This window comes from Terrimonas pollutisoli (genome assembly GCF_029360765.1).
Lineage (GTDB): Bacteria > Bacteroidota > Bacteroidia > Chitinophagales > Chitinophagaceae > Terrimonas_B > Terrimonas_B pollutisoli.
The window spans coordinates 19,007-35,828 of record NZ_JARKNA010000026.1 but is presented as its reverse complement, the minus strand read 5'-3'; the positions used below and the strand labels follow the sequence as shown (position 1 = coordinate 35,828).

At 42.0% G+C, this 16,822-nt stretch carries 16 protein-coding genes, 1 tRNA gene and 1 pseudogene; 8 read left to right on the top strand and 10 right to left on the bottom strand.

Annotated elements, in window-relative coordinates:
* Positions 1-12: 12 nt before the first annotated feature.
* The 6 genes from P2W73_RS24600 to P2W73_RS24575 form a co-directional block, all read right to left on the bottom strand.
* Positions 13-3,657 (bottom strand): BamA/TamA family outer membrane protein, encoded by a 3,645-nt coding sequence (locus P2W73_RS24600; protein WP_276504761.1) that lies wholly within the window; start codon positions 3,655-3,657, stop codon positions 13-15.
* On the bottom strand, positions 3,654-4,481 hold the full coding sequence (locus P2W73_RS24595; protein WP_276504760.1) for an SdiA-regulated domain-containing protein: 828 nt from the start codon (positions 4,479-4,481) through the stop codon (positions 3,654-3,656). The genes P2W73_RS24600 and P2W73_RS24595 overlap by 4 nt, the downstream gene beginning before the upstream one ends.
* A 255-nt stretch (positions 4,482-4,736) precedes the next feature.
* Positions 4,737-5,087 carry a cupin domain-containing protein gene (locus P2W73_RS24590; protein WP_276504759.1) on the bottom strand — a complete coding sequence of 117 codons (351 nt, stop codon included), beginning with the start codon at positions 5,085-5,087 and terminating at the stop codon, positions 4,737-4,739.
* Positions 5,088-5,097: 10 nt separating this feature from the next.
* Positions 5,098-5,718, bottom strand: a complete 621-nt coding sequence (locus tag P2W73_RS24585) for an alpha/beta hydrolase (protein ID WP_276504758.1) — start codon at positions 5,716-5,718, stop codon at positions 5,098-5,100.
* A gap of 70 nt (positions 5,719-5,788) precedes the next feature.
* Positions 5,789-6,079, bottom strand: coding sequence for a GNAT family N-acetyltransferase (locus P2W73_RS24580; RefSeq protein WP_276504757.1), 291 nt, complete (start codon positions 6,077-6,079; stop codon positions 5,789-5,791).
* 12 nt (positions 6,080-6,091) lie between these two features.
* On the bottom strand, positions 6,092-7,027 hold the full coding sequence (locus tag P2W73_RS24575) for a ring-cleaving dioxygenase (protein ID WP_276504756.1): 936 nt from the start codon (positions 7,025-7,027) through the stop codon (positions 6,092-6,094).
* A gap of 277 nt (positions 7,028-7,304) precedes the next feature.
* On the opposite strand from P2W73_RS24575, the gene P2W73_RS24570 reads away from it, so the two are divergent.
* The 6 genes and pseudogenes from P2W73_RS24570 to P2W73_RS26660 all read left to right on the top strand — a co-directional run.
* Positions 7,305-8,144, top strand: coding sequence for a universal stress protein (locus P2W73_RS24570; protein ID WP_276504755.1), 840 nt, complete (start codon positions 7,305-7,307; stop codon positions 8,142-8,144).
* A 150-nt stretch (positions 8,145-8,294) separates the two neighbouring features.
* Entirely contained in the window at positions 8,295-9,122 is an 828-nt protein-coding gene (locus tag P2W73_RS24565; protein ID WP_276504754.1) for a universal stress protein, read from the top strand.
* A gap of 257 nt (positions 9,123-9,379) precedes the next feature.
* Positions 9,380-9,565 (top strand): hypothetical protein, encoded by a 186-nt coding sequence (locus P2W73_RS24560; RefSeq protein ID WP_276504753.1) that lies wholly within the window; start codon positions 9,380-9,382, stop codon positions 9,563-9,565.
* Positions 9,562-10,059, top strand: coding sequence for a hypothetical protein (locus P2W73_RS24555; RefSeq protein WP_276504752.1), 498 nt, complete (start codon positions 9,562-9,564; stop codon positions 10,057-10,059). The genes P2W73_RS24560 and P2W73_RS24555 overlap by 4 nt, the downstream gene beginning before the upstream one ends.
* Entirely contained in the window at positions 10,050-10,703 is a 654-nt protein-coding gene (locus P2W73_RS24550; RefSeq protein WP_276504751.1) for a hypothetical protein, read from the top strand. Before P2W73_RS24555 ends, P2W73_RS24550 begins: the two co-directional genes overlap by 10 nt.
* Positions 10,704-10,931: 228 nt before the next feature.
* A pseudogene (locus P2W73_RS26660) lies at positions 10,932-11,121 on the top strand (IS66 family transposase); the annotation flags it as partial.
* 23 nt (positions 11,122-11,144) lie between these two features.
* Here the strand turns inward: P2W73_RS26660 and P2W73_RS24540 are convergent.
* From P2W73_RS24540 to P2W73_RS24525, 4 genes are all read right to left on the bottom strand, one after another.
* Positions 11,145-12,269: a phospholipase D-like domain-containing protein gene (locus tag P2W73_RS24540; RefSeq protein ID WP_276504750.1), complete on the bottom strand. Its 1,125-nt coding sequence runs from the start codon at positions 12,267-12,269 to the stop codon at positions 11,145-11,147.
* Between the two features lie 513 nt (positions 12,270-12,782).
* The gene (locus P2W73_RS24535) at positions 12,783-14,375 is read right to left on the bottom strand and encodes a peptide ligase PGM1-related protein (protein WP_276504749.1); all 1,593 of its coding nucleotides are present in this window, start codon (positions 14,373-14,375) and stop codon (positions 12,783-12,785) included.
* Between the two features lie 219 nt (positions 14,376-14,594).
* Positions 14,595-14,666, bottom strand: a tRNA-Arg gene (locus P2W73_RS24530).
* Positions 14,657-14,896 (bottom strand): GIY-YIG nuclease family protein, encoded by a 240-nt coding sequence (locus tag P2W73_RS24525; RefSeq protein ID WP_276504748.1) that lies wholly within the window; start codon positions 14,894-14,896, stop codon positions 14,657-14,659. Before P2W73_RS24525 ends, P2W73_RS24530 begins: the two co-directional genes overlap by 10 nt.
* A gap of 225 nt (positions 14,897-15,121) precedes the next feature.
* Here P2W73_RS24525 and P2W73_RS24520 point away from each other — a divergent pair, with 225 nt between their 5' ends.
* On the top strand, positions 15,122-15,589 hold the full coding sequence (locus tag P2W73_RS24520; RefSeq protein ID WP_276504747.1) for a VOC family protein: 468 nt from the start codon (positions 15,122-15,124) through the stop codon (positions 15,587-15,589).
* A 148-nt stretch (positions 15,590-15,737) separates the two neighbouring features.
* Complete coding sequence (locus P2W73_RS24515; protein ID WP_276504746.1) at positions 15,738-16,784, top strand: nucleoid-associated protein; 1,047 nt, start codon at positions 15,738-15,740, stop codon at positions 16,782-16,784.
* Positions 16,785-16,822: the final 38 nt, after the last annotated feature.

Genomic DNA, 16,822 nt, shown 5'->3' with positions numbered 1-16,822 from the left:
GGCAATGCATTCCTAAAACGTCAGATTAAATTTAGACCCCAGTGAGAAATTCAATACACTTTCTTCCTTTGAATAGCCGGCGGTAAAAGAAAGGATTACCACGTTAAAGGGATTGTAATAAAACCCGCCTCCCGCCACATAATGCCAGCGTTTACTATCCTCGCCTTTGTACCAAACCCGGCCAACATCATTAAATGCTACAAGGCCTACCTGGCCGGGAAAGATATAAGATTTGCTGTCAAACAATTTAATGCGCAACTCCAGGCTGCCATAAGCCAACGAATGACCGGCAAAACGATTTTTCCGAAAACCACGCAATACATTATTTTGCCCTAATGTTAATGCCTGGAAATATTCAATTTTCTTGTTAAAGATATGTCCCGCACCAGCCTTGATAACACCTACCACCCTTGCCGGAATTTTAAGACTTGCGTAGATCACCATATCCGATTCGATCTTATTTACCGTTTCGCTGTTTTTATTCAGCGGCTGCAGGTAAGTCAATTTATTGACGAAACGAATGCCTCTTGTCGGGAAAAGCTCATCATTCAAATTGTCTAATATGACAGCGGCTTTGAAGCCTGCATAGGTTTTTACATTATATACTTCAGCGGAATCCAATCCCACATCTCCCGGTTTACCCAGGATATAATCTTCATTATTTTCATAACGGTTCCAATAATGAAAAACTGTAGGTCCCGCAATAATACTTAGCTTGTTAAAATAAGTTTTCCGGAACAGCAGGTCTGCAGAAACAAATTTGTAACGGACGCGATAGAATTTTTTAGGCAATGACTTATCCCTGACGCTGCTATTGCCAAAGCCAAAGAAATTATCTAATACCGGGTTGCTGATCTGCGCAGCACCAAGTAAATCGAAAGTACCTAATGCTTGTATCTTTTCGTAATTGTATTTTACCTGGAACGCCTTTCTTGTAAGGGCAAATAAAGTCATCAGCTTATTCTCACTGGCGAAAGGTGTCTTCCTGAAACCATAATTACGAAACCAAAAACCGGTTCCAACTAAAAGCCCATCATCGCCATTAAGGCCTAACAACAATCGGGGAAAACGGCGGAAAGGATAATTAAAGTGCCTGATCCGGAATTCATTGATGTTGGGATCCTCATTAATATATTTTTTTGTACCACGAACAGAGGAAAGAAAATTACTGTCTATGGTATTGTCGTACACAAATGTTTTGAGCCGGCTTTTTATGAAAAACGAGTCATTGCCACGTCCACCGATCATTCTGATGCGTATCGTAGAATGCAGGTTGCTGTCTACTTCAAACTTATCTTCCCCATTAAAACCATATAGCCTGATTTCCCTTGTTACTTTTTGATCAAAAACCCGTTGATACATCACAAAATTTGTATCTGCCTGCTTGCGATAGGAAAAGACAGTAAGTTTTATACTATCGTTTACTGCACTTAAGCTAAATTTTTCATTTTCATTGCTACCCAATATATCAACCTCCTGGGATAAAAATTTGTAATATTTTAATGATCGCTCCTTTAGTAATTTTTTCCGGCTTATTAACTTGTCAACAATCTCCTTTCCGCTAATCGCATATATTTCAGGTGGCATTTTATGCACAGCTTGCTCAATCTTTTGATCGGTGAGTTTGCTTGTAAAATCCGTCACTACCCTGGTCCAGATATTTTCATCGATATTATTCAGGAAAATCCTGTCAAAATCTTTTGCTACCGTATTCAGGTGATTGATGTCGGGAATCTTGTATTGCAACCCCTTCAAAAAAGGAAGCCGGCGCCTCGCCGCATATTTGACTATAAGACCATCTGAATAAAAAAAGGCCTGGTCTCTGTCACGTGGAATAGGTATGTATAATTTTCCCTGGCCCGTATCACGGGTTGCCCATCTCCATTGATCAAAATGACGATCCCAATCGGCAATCAGCATATCCAATAGTCTTGCCCGCAACACAGCTTGTTCGTCTACCGTATGATCATTATCCTCCCGCATTTTATTAAACAACTGCAGCGAACTCTTGCTATCACCTTTTTCATTAGCATCTTTTTTTTCCAGCAAACAAATTTTGTTGGCAAAAAGAGGCTTGTAATAACCAAGCGAAGGATCGTCGGGCACAAAGAAGAACTCAGGAGCTGATACTAAAATGCCGGTTGTATCTGCTAAGGTTGGAACGACGAGTGGTGCGTAGGGATGCGCTGCCGAGATCATATCCTGGATAATATTGGAGGCAAAACTTTGCCGGAAGTTTTCCGGTATTGCTTTTTCAGGGTCTTTGTCAATGGTACGCAGTGTCCACTCTACTCCTTTTTTATCTATTAATTTCAACGACTTTGTTTGTTTGCCACCGCCTACGCCATCGATTTTAAACCCCCCTTTCTCTTTATTAATATTAAAAACTTTAAACAAAACCCTTGTCGACCATTCTTTCCTGTAATTGTTGCCATTAAAAACTTTTTGCCCCAGTTTGGGATTTTTATATTGTTCGCTGGCAGGAGACTGCACAAAATCGCTGTAAACATAGGTCGCAGTAGTAACGGAATCGTTGTTAGGTAAAGGAGGTAGTTTACTATAATCAAGAATCCGGTTTGAATAGGCCAGTTTAATAGAATCAACATGCTGTTTATCTACCGTATAAAAATTGGCTCTTACATTTTTATTCTTTAATACATCCAGTGTAACAAAGCCAAGCGAACGGGCTATGAATTCAGCTTTTCGTCCCGGCGATACCCGCTGCGTTTTACAACCACTTCCACTGACGATATAATTATAACTACTGTCTTTTAGAAACTGTAAAGCATGCTCATGCCCGGCTACCATGATTACATGCGGATGGTTTTTTACCGATGCCATGATGCGGTTGATCATATTAGTATAGGCCGGGTGTTTGATATCCTGTGGCGTACCAAAAATGCTGCGGGCAATTGGATAAGCCGAACCTAGTACAGGTAGTGGAACGTACAGGTTTGACCTCATTTCTGTAAAAGGAAACAAATGTTGTTTGAATGTAAAATATCCTCCATGTGGCCCATTGCTCTTGAATGGATGATGCGTAGCCAGTAAAATAAGTTTTTTATAATTCTTATTCAGGATATCTTCCAATTCACCGATCACTTCATCTTCAGTTTTGAATTCGCAATCTGATTCAATACCGGGCTTATCATTTGAATGTATCCACCACTGGCTGTCCATGATCACTAATACTACATCATCCGATATCTCCACTTCAACCGGTCCGGGACATCCTCCTTTTGGATAAAATTCAACCTTGCCACCACCATACTGGTCAACGTATAACTGCTGGCGAAGAATAGCTTCATAGCCTCTTACACCGCCATTTTCCCAATCATGATTGCCGGGAATCATATAGGCTTTGGCTTGTGTGCCTTTTATCAGATTGATTTGGGAATCCAGCGCAGCTTTTATATCGGAATAACGGTTGAACGTTTCACTGGGTAATCCTGCATCATACAGGTTATCGCCGAGGTAAACCAGGACAGTTTTCTTATCCAGTTTTACCGTTTTTTTTATGGCATCTAATACGGAAGCCTGACCCTTTACCAGTGCACCTGCATCACCTACCAATATCACCCGTGTTTGCACCGAATCTGCCTGCGAACTTGCTGACAGAAAACTTATCACTAATGCAAATACTAACCAATATCTCATCCCTTTTTGTTTTGATAGGTGAAAAAAAGTATGTCGGCAAGGCCTGCATCCCCGGCTTCATTAGAAATAATCAGGTCGCCTGCCGGTGTAAAACTCAAACCCTCTGGCTGCTTGAATATAGCGGGATCAATCTTATAAGCCTGTTTGAATTGGCCATTAGTATCAGCCACCACCAGCAGTTTGTTTATCGCAGATATGATAAACAGCTCTCCCGTCTTTGGATTAATAGATGCTGCTGAAGGCTTGAAGCGAATTTTTTCTTCACCGATCGCAGCCGCAATTTTTGTCACATCAATCTGGAACGACGAATCACTGTATTGACCTGAAGTCGGATCAAATGAAAAAGTGGTCAATGATTTTTTCTTGTCCGATTCACAATCTTTGCAAATGAGGATCATCTTTCGCTTTCCGGGGTCATAATAAAGTATTTCAAATTCGCTTTTACCCTGACCCGTCTTATCAAAATAAAACTGCTGGACATTGACTGTGTTTTGTTCGGAGAAGGTCAGCCGCATAATATTGCCGTTGCTTTGCAACACATAAAAAATGCTGTCCAGCAAAACCACATCTTCAAAATCGGCGCCTGACGAAAATTTCCATCGTTGTATTTCCCTTCCTTTTTTTATTTTATACAACCACCCTTTTTCATCATTGATGGCAAATATGGAACTGTCAACAGGATAGTATGCAACACCGGAAATCTCATCCAGTTCAAGTGGCAATTTTACCTGGATAGCAGTTTTCATATTATAACCCGGCGGACTTTTTACAATCGTCGGTTGGGTATCGGAACTGCATTGAATGAACAGGAAAGATAAAGTCATTCCAATACCTGTTATGTTTCTATAACAATCATGCATAATAATCCTATTGCCTTATTCCAAATCTTCTGCCATTATAGAAAAACTCGCAAAACATGGTCGTGGCTGAGATATTCTTGTTGGGTTTAGTCTTTAAACAAACCTGGTGTGCAAAATTTTCTACACTAAAGTTAAGCTCTCTTCTAACCCGGATATTATTTATAATGAATAACTAAAAAAAGCGATGTTCGAGGGAAAAGAAAAAATAATCCTGCTATCCTAGATCGTAATAAAAATGGAGCGCCGTTTTGCCGGAACAATATTTTTTGTCCGGTGCCCTTTCCCGGTAATGTCTTCCACCAGCAACACATCACCGGCGCCAAACTGCCGAATATCTCCCACTGATGTTTCGATTTGAATTTGTCCATCGAGCAGGATGATGTATTGCCGTTGTGGTGCAGTATGAAAATCGTAATCGTAGCTGGGCAATACTTCACGAAAAATGATATTCTTAGCCGGGTAACTATCCGATAACAGTCCAATATCGCCGGCATCTTTCAATGGTATATGTATATCTTCAAAATGACTGTCGCCGCGTTCATCGCTGTAGATCCTTACTATATTAAACATCGCTGAATAATTAATCTTTAAAAATGATCTTATTGGCTGTTTCTATTTCGTCCTGGTTAATGGTGTGGCCCATATTGTTGTAGATTTTTTCTGTTACATCGGCGCCCATTGATTTCAGGATATTCGTAGTGGCGTACACTCTTTCAACCGGCACATGCGGATCTGGATTGCTGCTGCCAATAAAAATAGATGTTCCATTAAAATGTCCCTTATAGTTTTCGGGATAGATTTTATCACCGATCAAACCACCGGTAAATGCGACTATACCTCCATAACGATTGGCATTCCTGGTAACGAACTCCAGTGTCAAACAAGCCCCTTGTGAAAAACCTGCGAAATAAATATTTTCAGCAAAAATGTTTTTGCTGTATAAATCATCTACCAGTTCTTTCAACAAGTCAAGTGCTGAAGAAAGCCAGGGCTCATTTTCCTTTGGTGGCGCGAGGAATGAATACGGATACCAGGTATGATTAGTGGCTTGCGGCGCCAATAAAGTAAAATGTTTTGCATGCAAATAACCGGCGATGGATAAAATATCTTCCGCAGTTCCGCCCCGGCCGTGCAGCATGATCAAAACTTTGTTTCCCTCTTCTAATTTTTTTCCTGCTGAAATAATATTCTTTTTATGCATTGCTATCTATTGTTATCAATCTGTATGGTTACCGGCGGCAGCTTTTTCTCAATTTGGCCCTGTCGCGTTATCATCTGCTCCAGATATCGGCATATTCATCAGGATGACGTTTGAACTGGGCATTTACATAAGGACAAAGCGGCACTACTTTCAAAGCCTGTTTTCTCGCATAATCAACCATTGTGGCCAATAACTTTTTGGCAAAACCTTTTCCTTCCAGCTCTGGCGACACTTCTGTATGATACACGGTTAATTTATCGCCGGCAACACTTATCTCCATTTCCCCCAATTGTTCATCCCCATCAACAATGTAAAAACCACCATGTTTTTTTTCGTTCAGCTTTAATTGAATCTCTTCCATATTATTATTTTATTAATGAAGAACAGGTAAAACTTCTTCTATCTGTTTACGGCTGGGCTCATATTGTGCCGGCAATTTAAGATGTGTTCCTAATTCACTGACCGGTTCATCTACCGCAAACCCAGGATTATCGGTAGCAATTTCAAATAATACACCACCGGGCTCACGGAAATACAATGAATAAAAATAATTGCGGTCAATTTTCTCCGTGATGTTGAGGCCGGCGCTCAAAACTTTTTCCCGAAAGTTCATCAGCACCTCTTCATCCTTTACACGGAATGCGACGTGGTGATTGGTACCTGCTGCATTTAATCCCGGTTGCCCTTCTTTCAACTCTTCAAGGTCTACAAAATTAGCCGTATCGATAGCATCTGTAACAAAGCGAAAACGATTTCCATCCTGGCTAAATTGAGTATAACCAAATATGTCAGTCAACACCCTGGCCGTCTTGTCAATACTTTTTAATGAAAGAACCACACTATGAAAACCTTTTGCCGCTGCACCTTCGTTTACTTCCTTAGTAACCCAGGGCTTGCGGGTATCTTCCTTCGTTGGAACCACCAGGTTGATCAGCAGTCCATCGGGATCCGCGAATTGCAAATATTTTTCGCCAAATCTTTCACCAATTTCCTGGTGTTTTATTTTAAACTCGTCGAATCTTTTTTTCCAAAAGTCAAAGCTATTGCCAGGTATGGAGTAACCAACTTCTGTTGCCATACCTGTGCCTATACGACCCGGCCTGACCCCTTCCCAGGGAAAAAAGGTAAGAATAGAGCCCGGAGTGCCCACTTCATCGCCATAATAAAAGTGATACGTGCCCGGATCGTCAAAGTTGACCGTTTTCTTCACCAACCTGGCTCCGAATATTTTGGTATAAAATGCATAGTTCCGTTGTGCGTCGCCTGCGATAGCTGTGATGTGGTGCAGACCCAGTATTCTATTTTCCATTGTAGTATCTTTTAATTTTTAAATTTCAAAACTGAAACCGGGACAAATTTCCGGATAATAAGAACAACCGGGAATGGCCATATGGCGGATATTGTTGTATAAAATATGGCATTCTCAGCAAAGCCAAATAGTAACTTTGTAAATAATATATTTCTTCTTTCCGGTCGTTTTTGATCATAATCATTACCCTATCTAATCAGAATCATAGCACAGGCCTTCTGTCCTTCATAGTTTTAAAAGATCGATCCACCCCGACTCAATCATAAAACAAAAGGCCATGAAAAAATTTATAGCTGCCTTTGATGGTCTCCGGTTTTCAGAAAGCGTAATGGATTATGCTATCCTTCTCGCCAAACAAAGCAGTGCCCACCTCGTTGGTGTTTTCCTGGATGATTATTTACGCCATAGTTATAAGATTTATGACCTGGTAACGAAAGAAAGTACTCCTGAAGTCAAACAAAAAAAACTGGAAGAAAAAGACGAGGCGACCAGGGCCGCCGCTGTCAGCCGGTTTGAAAATGCCTGTCGCCAGGCCGGGATGAACTACTCGGTGCATCATGACCGTGACACGGCTATACATGAATTATTACATGAAAGTATCTATGCTGACCTGTTAATCGTCAACAGCAGTGAAACCTTAACTGCTTATACCGAAAAAATTCCCAGTGAGTTTATCCGTGACCTGCTTTCGCATGTACAATGCCCCGTTTTGATCGTACCTCAAAAGTTTAAACCTATTGAGAAACTCATCCTGCTTTATGACGGCGAACCTACATCGGTATATGCCATCAAAATGTTCAGCTATATGCTGCCTTCTTTAAAACAAATACCGACCGAAGTCATATCCGTAAAAGGCGGGAATCAAACCCGTGTCGTGCCGGATAAAAAATTGATGAAGGAGTTTATGAATCGCCGCTTCCCCCATGCCACCTATTCTGTTTTCAAAGGCTTGCCCGAAATAGCGATCGTAAATTATCTGAAAAAGCAAAAAGAAAATTCCCTGGTGATCCTGGGCGCTTACCGGCGAAGCACCGTCTCCCGTTGGTTCAGGGCAAGCATGGCTGATGTATTGATGAGAGACCTGAAACTTCCGCTATTTATTGCGCATAACAAATAGCCATATAAAATAATTTTTATGAACCCGATCATGATAATGTTTTCTCACACAGTGGAATGATTATTTGCGAGGTTCGATCCCGAAGCCAGTTCGGGACAAGTGCTGACCAAAAACCTGTCTGCCGACAGGCAGGCCATAAAAAATAAACAGATGAAAACGATTATCGCCCCAACTGATTTTTCAGCCAACTCATTGAACGCTGTTAATTATGCTGCTGATATGGCCAATATGCTGGGCGCCCACTTAACCCTATTTCACGTATATACCATTCCTACATCGGCTATCGAGGTGCCGATACCCACCTATGATGTGGAAACACTGGCTACAGCAGCTGATACAGAAATACAAAAGTTAAAAGAAACCCTGTTAAACCGGCTGCATGAACGGGTGATCATTCACACCGAAACAAGACCCGGCTATGTAATAAACGAATTGACACTCTACGCAGACGCGGTAAAACCATTTGCAGTGGTAATGGGCGCAGAAACTGCCAGTGCCTTTGAGCGATTCCTGTTTGGCGGTAAGACAATAGCAGCTGTAAAAGATTTACACTGGCCATTGATCATTGTGCCACCAACAGCGAAGTTTACCAATATTCGCAAAGTAGGGTTGGCCTGTGATTTCAGGGAAGTAGTAGATTCTGTAAGAGTGCAGGATATAAAAGAATTGGTGAAAGAATTCAGCGCTGAATTGCATATACTACATGTAAGCGACAAGCCACAGGAAAAGTTTAGTGCGGAAACAGTAGAAGAATCAGGCCTGTTACAGGAAATGCTGGGCGACCTGCATCCGCAATACGACTTTCTGAATGCACCGGAGGTTGAAAAAGGTGTCGCTGATTTTGCAGAAGAAAACAAGCTTGACCTGCTGATAATAATTCCCAAAAGGCATAGTCTCTTTAGTAAAATATTCCATCACAGTCATTCCAAACAATTAGTGCTGCATACACACATACCTGTAATGTCACTACATGAATAGCCGGCTATGGCCGGGTAAAATGGAAAATTGCTCAAACTGTTACTAACGGCGGGGATTAATACTTCACAGAGATGAGGCTTAGCTGAGTCTTTTACACTCATCTGGACCGATATGTAAGTTGTTTCCCGCTATTTTTATTCTTGCATGGCAGAATCGAAATTAAAGGTCTCTTTCCCCTGTCGTTTCTCATCCTGGTGCCTGACATCAGTCATTTTTCAACGTTCGCAGAAAAGGTAACTTTTAGAATAAATTTTTTTATGAAATCGAAACCATCCTGGATCAATGCTTCGTGGCATGAGAAACATCCGATGCCAAACAATCCTTCTGTGCAACAACGTATTGAGTGGCATCTTGAGCATTATAAAAATTGCGGCTGCCGGGATATACCAGGAAAGCTGAAAGAAGAAATGAAGAAGTTAAAAATAGAAATACCTGCATTATGAAAGGGTTAGAGGATACAACCTATTTGCTGATGTATAGCATATCAAACGCTGTGGCGTTGTTGCTACTATGGGCGGCATGGAAACGATCACGGCTAGCCAGGCTATTATTCTTTTTATTATTTGCATGGGCAAGTTGGGCAAACTGGACTACTGCCCTTTACAATCCACAGTTTTATATTGAGTATGCTGATCTTACTTTTCTGAATGTATACAAACAATTCATTCATGGATGGTTTAGCAACCATATTACGGAAGCTGTAGGTTTCATAGCCACTTGCCAGGCATTAATTGCTGTTTCTATGCTGCTGAAAGGATGGATTTTGAAAACTGGTGCCATTGGCGCTATTATTTTCCTGCTTGCTATCGCACCATTAGGTGTGGGTTCGGCTTTTCCTTTTTCATTCATTGCCTCTGCTGCTCTGTATTTTATTCTCCGTAACCGCGAAAACGATTACTTGTGGATTAATAATAATTCAAAAGCTATATGGCAATAGCCCGTCAGCGCTGGAAAAGAAGATTTCTTCGAACTGTAATAACTTTTTTAGTTATCATAGTTATATACAATTTGCTTATTCTTCCGTGGCTGTTGCGATGGGGGTCCACGAAAGAAGAGTTTAGCCGCAGGTTGCCCGGCGATGAACTGGTCGCAAACAAAGAGTATAAGAATACATTAGCGGTTACAGTAAATGCTCCGCCTTCCGGGATCTGGCCATGGGTTGTACAAATGGGCGTACATAAAGCCGGTTTCTACTCCTATACATGGATGGAAAATATGTTTGGCTGCAAACTTCGCAATGCTGACCGCATTCATCCTGAATGGCAGGACACAAAACCCGGCTACTACGAAGGCGTTTGCCAGGCTGCGGAAAAAAAGAATATGCCCGGATGGATCGTAACAATTATTGAACCCAATAAAGCATTTGTATGGAAAGGAAAAGATGCGGAGTGGATGATGGGTGTATATGTTGATTCAATAAATGCCAATACTTCAAGAATCATTACAAGACAACAATTCAAAATGCCCAAAAGCTGGAGCTTTAAGTGGATGCTGGAAAAAGTTTGGCTCAGTTGGGCACATTGCATTATGCAAAGGGGAATGATAACCGGCATTAAGCAAAGAGTGGAAAAAAAATTTTAAAAAAATTTCAGGCAAAAAATATTTCTGTGAAATTATTCTTACGCCTGATAGTTATTCACGGGTTGATTCATCTTTCTGGCTTTGTTAAAGCATTTAATATTGTCGCAGTAAATCAATTGAGCCAGGATATATCAAAGATCTATGGAATGTTTTGGCTGGTGGCTGTCATTTTGTTTATTTTACTGCCACCCTGTTTTTTCTTGTAAGATGGGTGCTGGTAGCATCGAAAGATGGAATGAACTAATGATTTACACCACCGATGGAAATTTAAATACTGATAACAATCCTGTAGAAAATAGCATACGCCCCGTAGCCTTCGTAAGAAAAAATTATTTGTTTGCCGGCTCTCACGAAGCAGCGCAACGCAGTGCCATGCGATTCATTACCCGGAACTTGCAAACGGCACAGCATAAATCCCTTTATCCGGCTACCAGCAGGCGCTTAACTGAGTCTTTTAAAATAAAAAGTGAACAGGCGAAATACTACCCTGATAAACTGGTAAGAGATCCAACGAACAAATTGAATGAAAATATTTTTTGTTCGGCTGTGATATTCGGTTGTAATGGGAATGCACTCTTCGCTAATGATTTTTTCAAGCTTTTGCCTTACTTCTTTTGCAAAACCGGTGTGATGTACATCGAGGTTTAGTTCGATACTGGCATAAGCACTGATATCATTAATGTTGTAGGAGCCAATGGTCATCCATTTATCATCACACACAGCCAATTTACCATGCAGCACATTCTGCTGGTATTCGTATAACTCAACACCGTTCCGAAGCAACCAATCGTATAGCCATCGTTCAGCATGCTTGGCCAGCATGACATCGGAAGAGCCGGCAGCGATCACTTTTACACTGACGCCGCGTTTAATTGCCTGTACTATATTTCGCCGGATGACTTTGCCGGGTAAAAAATAGCTGCAGAGAATGATGACGCCGGATTCAGCATTGTGCAGCATTTGAAGATAGGTTTTTGACACCTGGTTTTTTCCTCTCACCCAATCATTACGCCGCATCACAATTTCCACGTCACCATTTGCAGCCGGCAGATTGGCCGGCCTTTCACAGGGTGTCTTCGCCATTATGGATGGGTACCCGTACCAGGTTTTCCAGCAAAGCAGGCAAAGCTCCCTGGCTATATCGCCTTCTGCATAGAGGGCAAAATCCAGCCAGGCCTTTTTATCAGGAAAATCATTATACCGGTCGGCAATGTTGATGCCGCCAACCATCGCATATTTTGCATCCACAACCACCAGTTTATGATGCATTCGCCGGCCAAAATAAAAACGACGACTTCTAAAAATGGGTTCAAAAAACCGGAAATGAATGCCCGCCTCTTTTAATTCACCGATAAACCTGCGGTGTAATGCCTGCGAAGCATAACCATCTGTCAACAGGTACACCTGCACGTTTCGATGGCTGGCTTTCTTCAGTGCATTTGCTACCAACACACCCGTTTCGTCATCATTAAAAATATAAGTTTGGAGATGAATGCTTTCAACAGCCTGGTCGATCAATTGCAGTAACAAATCAAAATACTCTTTTCCTCCGCTGATTAGTCGCATAGGAACGGCAGCGGAGGATTTTGTCTCTTGTGAACCCGATGATATTGTCATATTGGCCGGCACTAGCTATTTCAATTTGTAAGAAACGAACCCAGCCTTAAAATTACTACATAGTAGCTCTTTATCGGCCGATTAATTCCGGATAAATGCATTCGAAATTTTTTTCTCCCACGTGTTGCCCTTATGTGAACTTGGCCCTAACAAACCAGATAGGCACAATAGAAACATAGCGCTTCAAATAGAACACAAAAGTAACACCGTTAAAATTTGGGATGTACCCTTCCCGGTAGGAATGATAATAGTCAAACCTGCAAGAAAATTTTTAACTAGTATTATGTCAACCAGGAATGGAGGCTAAATAATTGCCACGGATTCAATGAAAACATCTTATATCCGTGTTCCGATGGCTATCGGAATGGCAAAAAAATACGACAAAAACAACGTCGGCTTATCACCAGTAACCAGTTAACGGTTCATTTGTTCAATGCGTTATTATTGAAAGCAAAAAAAAGCTTAGTGTGCAAGCTGCGGATGTCTTCCTTCTTTATCCAGCACAGCCACAATCTGGTCATAATACATTTTTGCCCGTTCAGCTGTACTGCCGATACAAATGACCCCTAATTTGCCGAACTGCGACAGGGCGCCGATCAGGTGAAAAATTACCCCCTCCTGGTGAGTGCCGTCATAGTTCAAATCGTTCATCATAGCAATATCGATCAGGTCGTGTGGCGTAAGCCCGATATATCGTTCGCTTTTTAAATTATCTGAACTGAAATAATAGCGGGCCTGTCCGCTGGCGGTATAATACAATCCCTTTTCGGGATCGTAGGCTCCATCGGTTAGAAACTGCAGCATCAGTAGCGGATGCGTGGTGCCGCCTTTACGCAGGTTGATCTCGATAGCATAATGTTTCCATTCATCACCTTCCTGCACCGAAATAAAATCAACGGCAAATCGTCCCAACACACCTCTTGCCTGCAAAGCCTCTGCAACTTTTTTTCCCATTCGTCCGATCTCAACAGCATAAGCTGGTTGTGCCGGAAAATAGGCGCCGAGAAAAACCTGGCCGCTTTCGCCACCGAGTAACTGATCATGGGTAGACACCACCCGGCAAACACCATCCGGGTCGATCCGGCATTGTACCGAGGGAGATTCTTTTATATTCCCCTCTACAAATGCTTCGACAATGCCGCCCATCTCACGGAACTTGCTAAAGAAGGCATCACAACTCAGATCATCCGCTACCATTTTCAGTCGCTGGCTCAATTGTTCGTTTATCCATTGTTTCCAATCGGATTGCTCCCCTGCATTTTCAAATGAAAAAATGCCATTGCCTTCGCCGGAAAAACCATCGTTTATTTTCACCACCGCTTTTCGCAGGGCTGGATTTTGTGATTTTAAGGTAGCCAATGCACCAATGATATCTTCCGTCGTATACAAATCTTCAAAACCGGGCGGAACAGGAAGCCCGCACTCCCGGAAGATTTTACGGCTGCTGCTTTTGCTGCCCAGGCTCAGCAGATCGGGGTCGCAGCCAAAGATGGGAATATTCAATTGCACGGCGAGGCTGCGTTCATGATGTGTGACATTAAAGCAAGCCATATGTGCAGCATGACCTTCCGGGATACTCTTTTTTATCCGTTCGATCAACCTTGGCCGCTCGAGAATTTTTTCAGTCAGTGATTTGGATGAGGCATCATAACAACTCAATAAAGTGAGCCGTTGCAAAGCATGATAACCGGTGATACCGGGAAGCAAATGCAAATAATAATCGATAATAGCGGGATCGATAGTGGTACTGGTGACATACACGACATGCGTACGAGGCATGCGCAGCAGCATCAGCAGGCAAAGCAGGCGTTCTTCATAGTGCACCACTCCTTTTACCTTCGACAGAATTTCCTGGTCGAGGGTTAGGGAAGGAATAATGATCACTGTCTTCGGCGCCAGCTTATCGGGGAATGCTTTTTCAAACTGGTCCTTGAATTGCTCCTGTATTTTTTTAAACAAGAGGGCTTCCTGTACGGAGCCGGGCTCGGGCGACGAAATGATCATTCCATTTGTTTCAGGTACCGAAAAAAGGGTGGCGGTTGACTCTTCTTGCATAAATAATTTTTTTTGCTTTTTACACCAGTACGAACGAGTAAATAATGGGAAGTAATCAGGAGGGTAGAATCGGAATTAAAGCTACAAAATAGGTGGGAGAGTTTTTATGAACCTGTTGCGGTGCAATGAAGATGATTTTTATTGTTCCCTATGAAAATCAAGGTTTTTAAACCTCGTGGAGGTCAAAGATATACGATGGATAATTGTATTTATTTAAAGTAGTCCCGACAGGAATCGAACCTGTATCAAAAGTTTAGGAAACTTCTATTCTATCCATTGAACTACGGGACCAGCGATTTCAGGAATTCTTTACCAACTCCTGATTTCAAATATTTTTCTCTTTTTCGTGCAGCTTCATAATCCGGCTGCAATTCTCTATATAAATTTTTCCATGGCCTAAGGCCTTTCGTGTACCTATTTTTTCCTGCGTTATGCTCTTTTAGTCGCTTCTCCGCATCTTTTGTTATTCCCACATAAATGTCACCATTCGCCTCACTAAAAATGGCATATACTGTTATCATATCGCTTCTGCTTTTGATTTGGCCACTTCCGAACCTATATCAAAAGTTTAGGAAACTTCCCTGCCTGCCGGCAGGCAGGTATTCTATCCATTGAACTACGGGACCATTTGCTTTCAACAAGCAGGGCGGCAAAAATAATATATTCGGCCCAATTGCGGCGGGCCAATTCCTTACAACATTTACTGCGCTAATTGTGCTATCTTTCTCGCCCAATTAAACAGGCATATGAAAAAGCAATTTCTAATATATACCCTGGCATTCATGGCATTTTTTTATAACCCGGCTGACTCGGCAGCACAGTCCAACAAAGCCAAAGCCCGTCTCAATCATATCGCTATTTACGTGGTGGACCTGCAGGTAAGCACGGCATTTTACCGGGATATTATCGGACTGGATACTATTCCTGAACCGTTTCATGATGGCAAACATACCTGGTTCAGCATTGGCCCATTGAGTCATTTGCATGTCATCAGCGGCGCCGCCGCCCCATCGGTACATAATAAGAATGCACACCTCTGTTTTTCCGTGGCGTCGGTGGACGAGTTTACCAAATCCCTCGCCAAACACAATATTGAATACGAGAACTGGGCCGGTCAGAAAAAAAGCATCCAGGTGCGGGTGGATGGCGTCAAACAGATCTGGTTCAAAGACCCGGACGGTTACTGGATCGAGATCAATGATGCCAAAGAATGATAATTTCTGTATAGTATTCCAGCCTCTTTGCTTTAAACTTTTTATGGCCCGGGTTTTTCACTGGCGCAAAGACTATTTTGAAAACAGAGACTTCCACTTTTTCTCTTTTTTCTCTTAGCCATATCTTCGCCGCCTTAATTAAAAAAGCATGACGGGCATTGACGGCGTTGCATTACAAAAAGTGATCATTCATAAAATAGGTAATCCCAGCCGGGGTGAAGAGCTGCAACTTTCTGATAAACTACTCACGATCGATGATGAAATAGTCACCCGGCTGCTGACCAGCTATTTCTTAAAACCATTCAATGAAAATGAGCTGTACCAGTTCACCCATCTCAGCGATCTTTCGCTAAACGAAGTTTATACATATATAAGCCGGTTATTTGAAAACCCGGAAAGCTTTATTGAACAATCGGCTCTGCTGGCTCAATTTCTTTACAGCAAATCCACCCATAGCAAGGTAAAGGAAGGCGAATTGTACGTGGCCCTGTTTGACGAAGTGCCATTTGAAAAAGAAACCATACAGGCTATCGGGATTTTCAAATCAGAAACCAAGGAAACATTTTTGAAACTGTTTCCGCGGGAAAAAGATTGGGAGCTGACACAGGAAGAAGGCATCAATATCAACAAGCTGGACAAAGGTTGCCTGGTGTTTAAAACTGATACCGCTGAAGGTTTCAAAGTATGCGTAGTTGATAATACCAACAAACAACAGGATGCGCAATATTGGGTTACTGATTTTTTACAGGTAAGCCCTGTTTCAGACAGCTATCATCACACCGATAAATACCTGAGCCTTTGCAAAAGTTTTGTCACCAACGAATACACTGAAAAATTCGAGGTCAGCAAAAGCGACCAGTTGGAACTGCTGAACCGGTCGATGGATTATTTCAAAACCAAAGAGCAGTTTAACCTGCAGGAGTTTACAGAAGAAGTGATCCATCACCCCGAAGTCGTAAACAGCTTTATGGATTACAAACGCAACTTCGAAGCCTCCCGCCAATTTGAGATCGAAGATGAATTTGATATTCACCTCGCCGCGGTGAAAAAACAGCAACGGGTTTTTAAAAGCGTTTTAAAACTGGATAAGAATTTTCATATCTATATTCATGGCCGGCGTGACCTGATCGAAAAAGGTGTGGATGAAATGACGGGGAAGAAGTATTACAAGATTTTTTATGATGAAGAAAGCTAAGAGTGAGAGTCGGGAGTCTGGAGTCCGGAGCCTTGAGA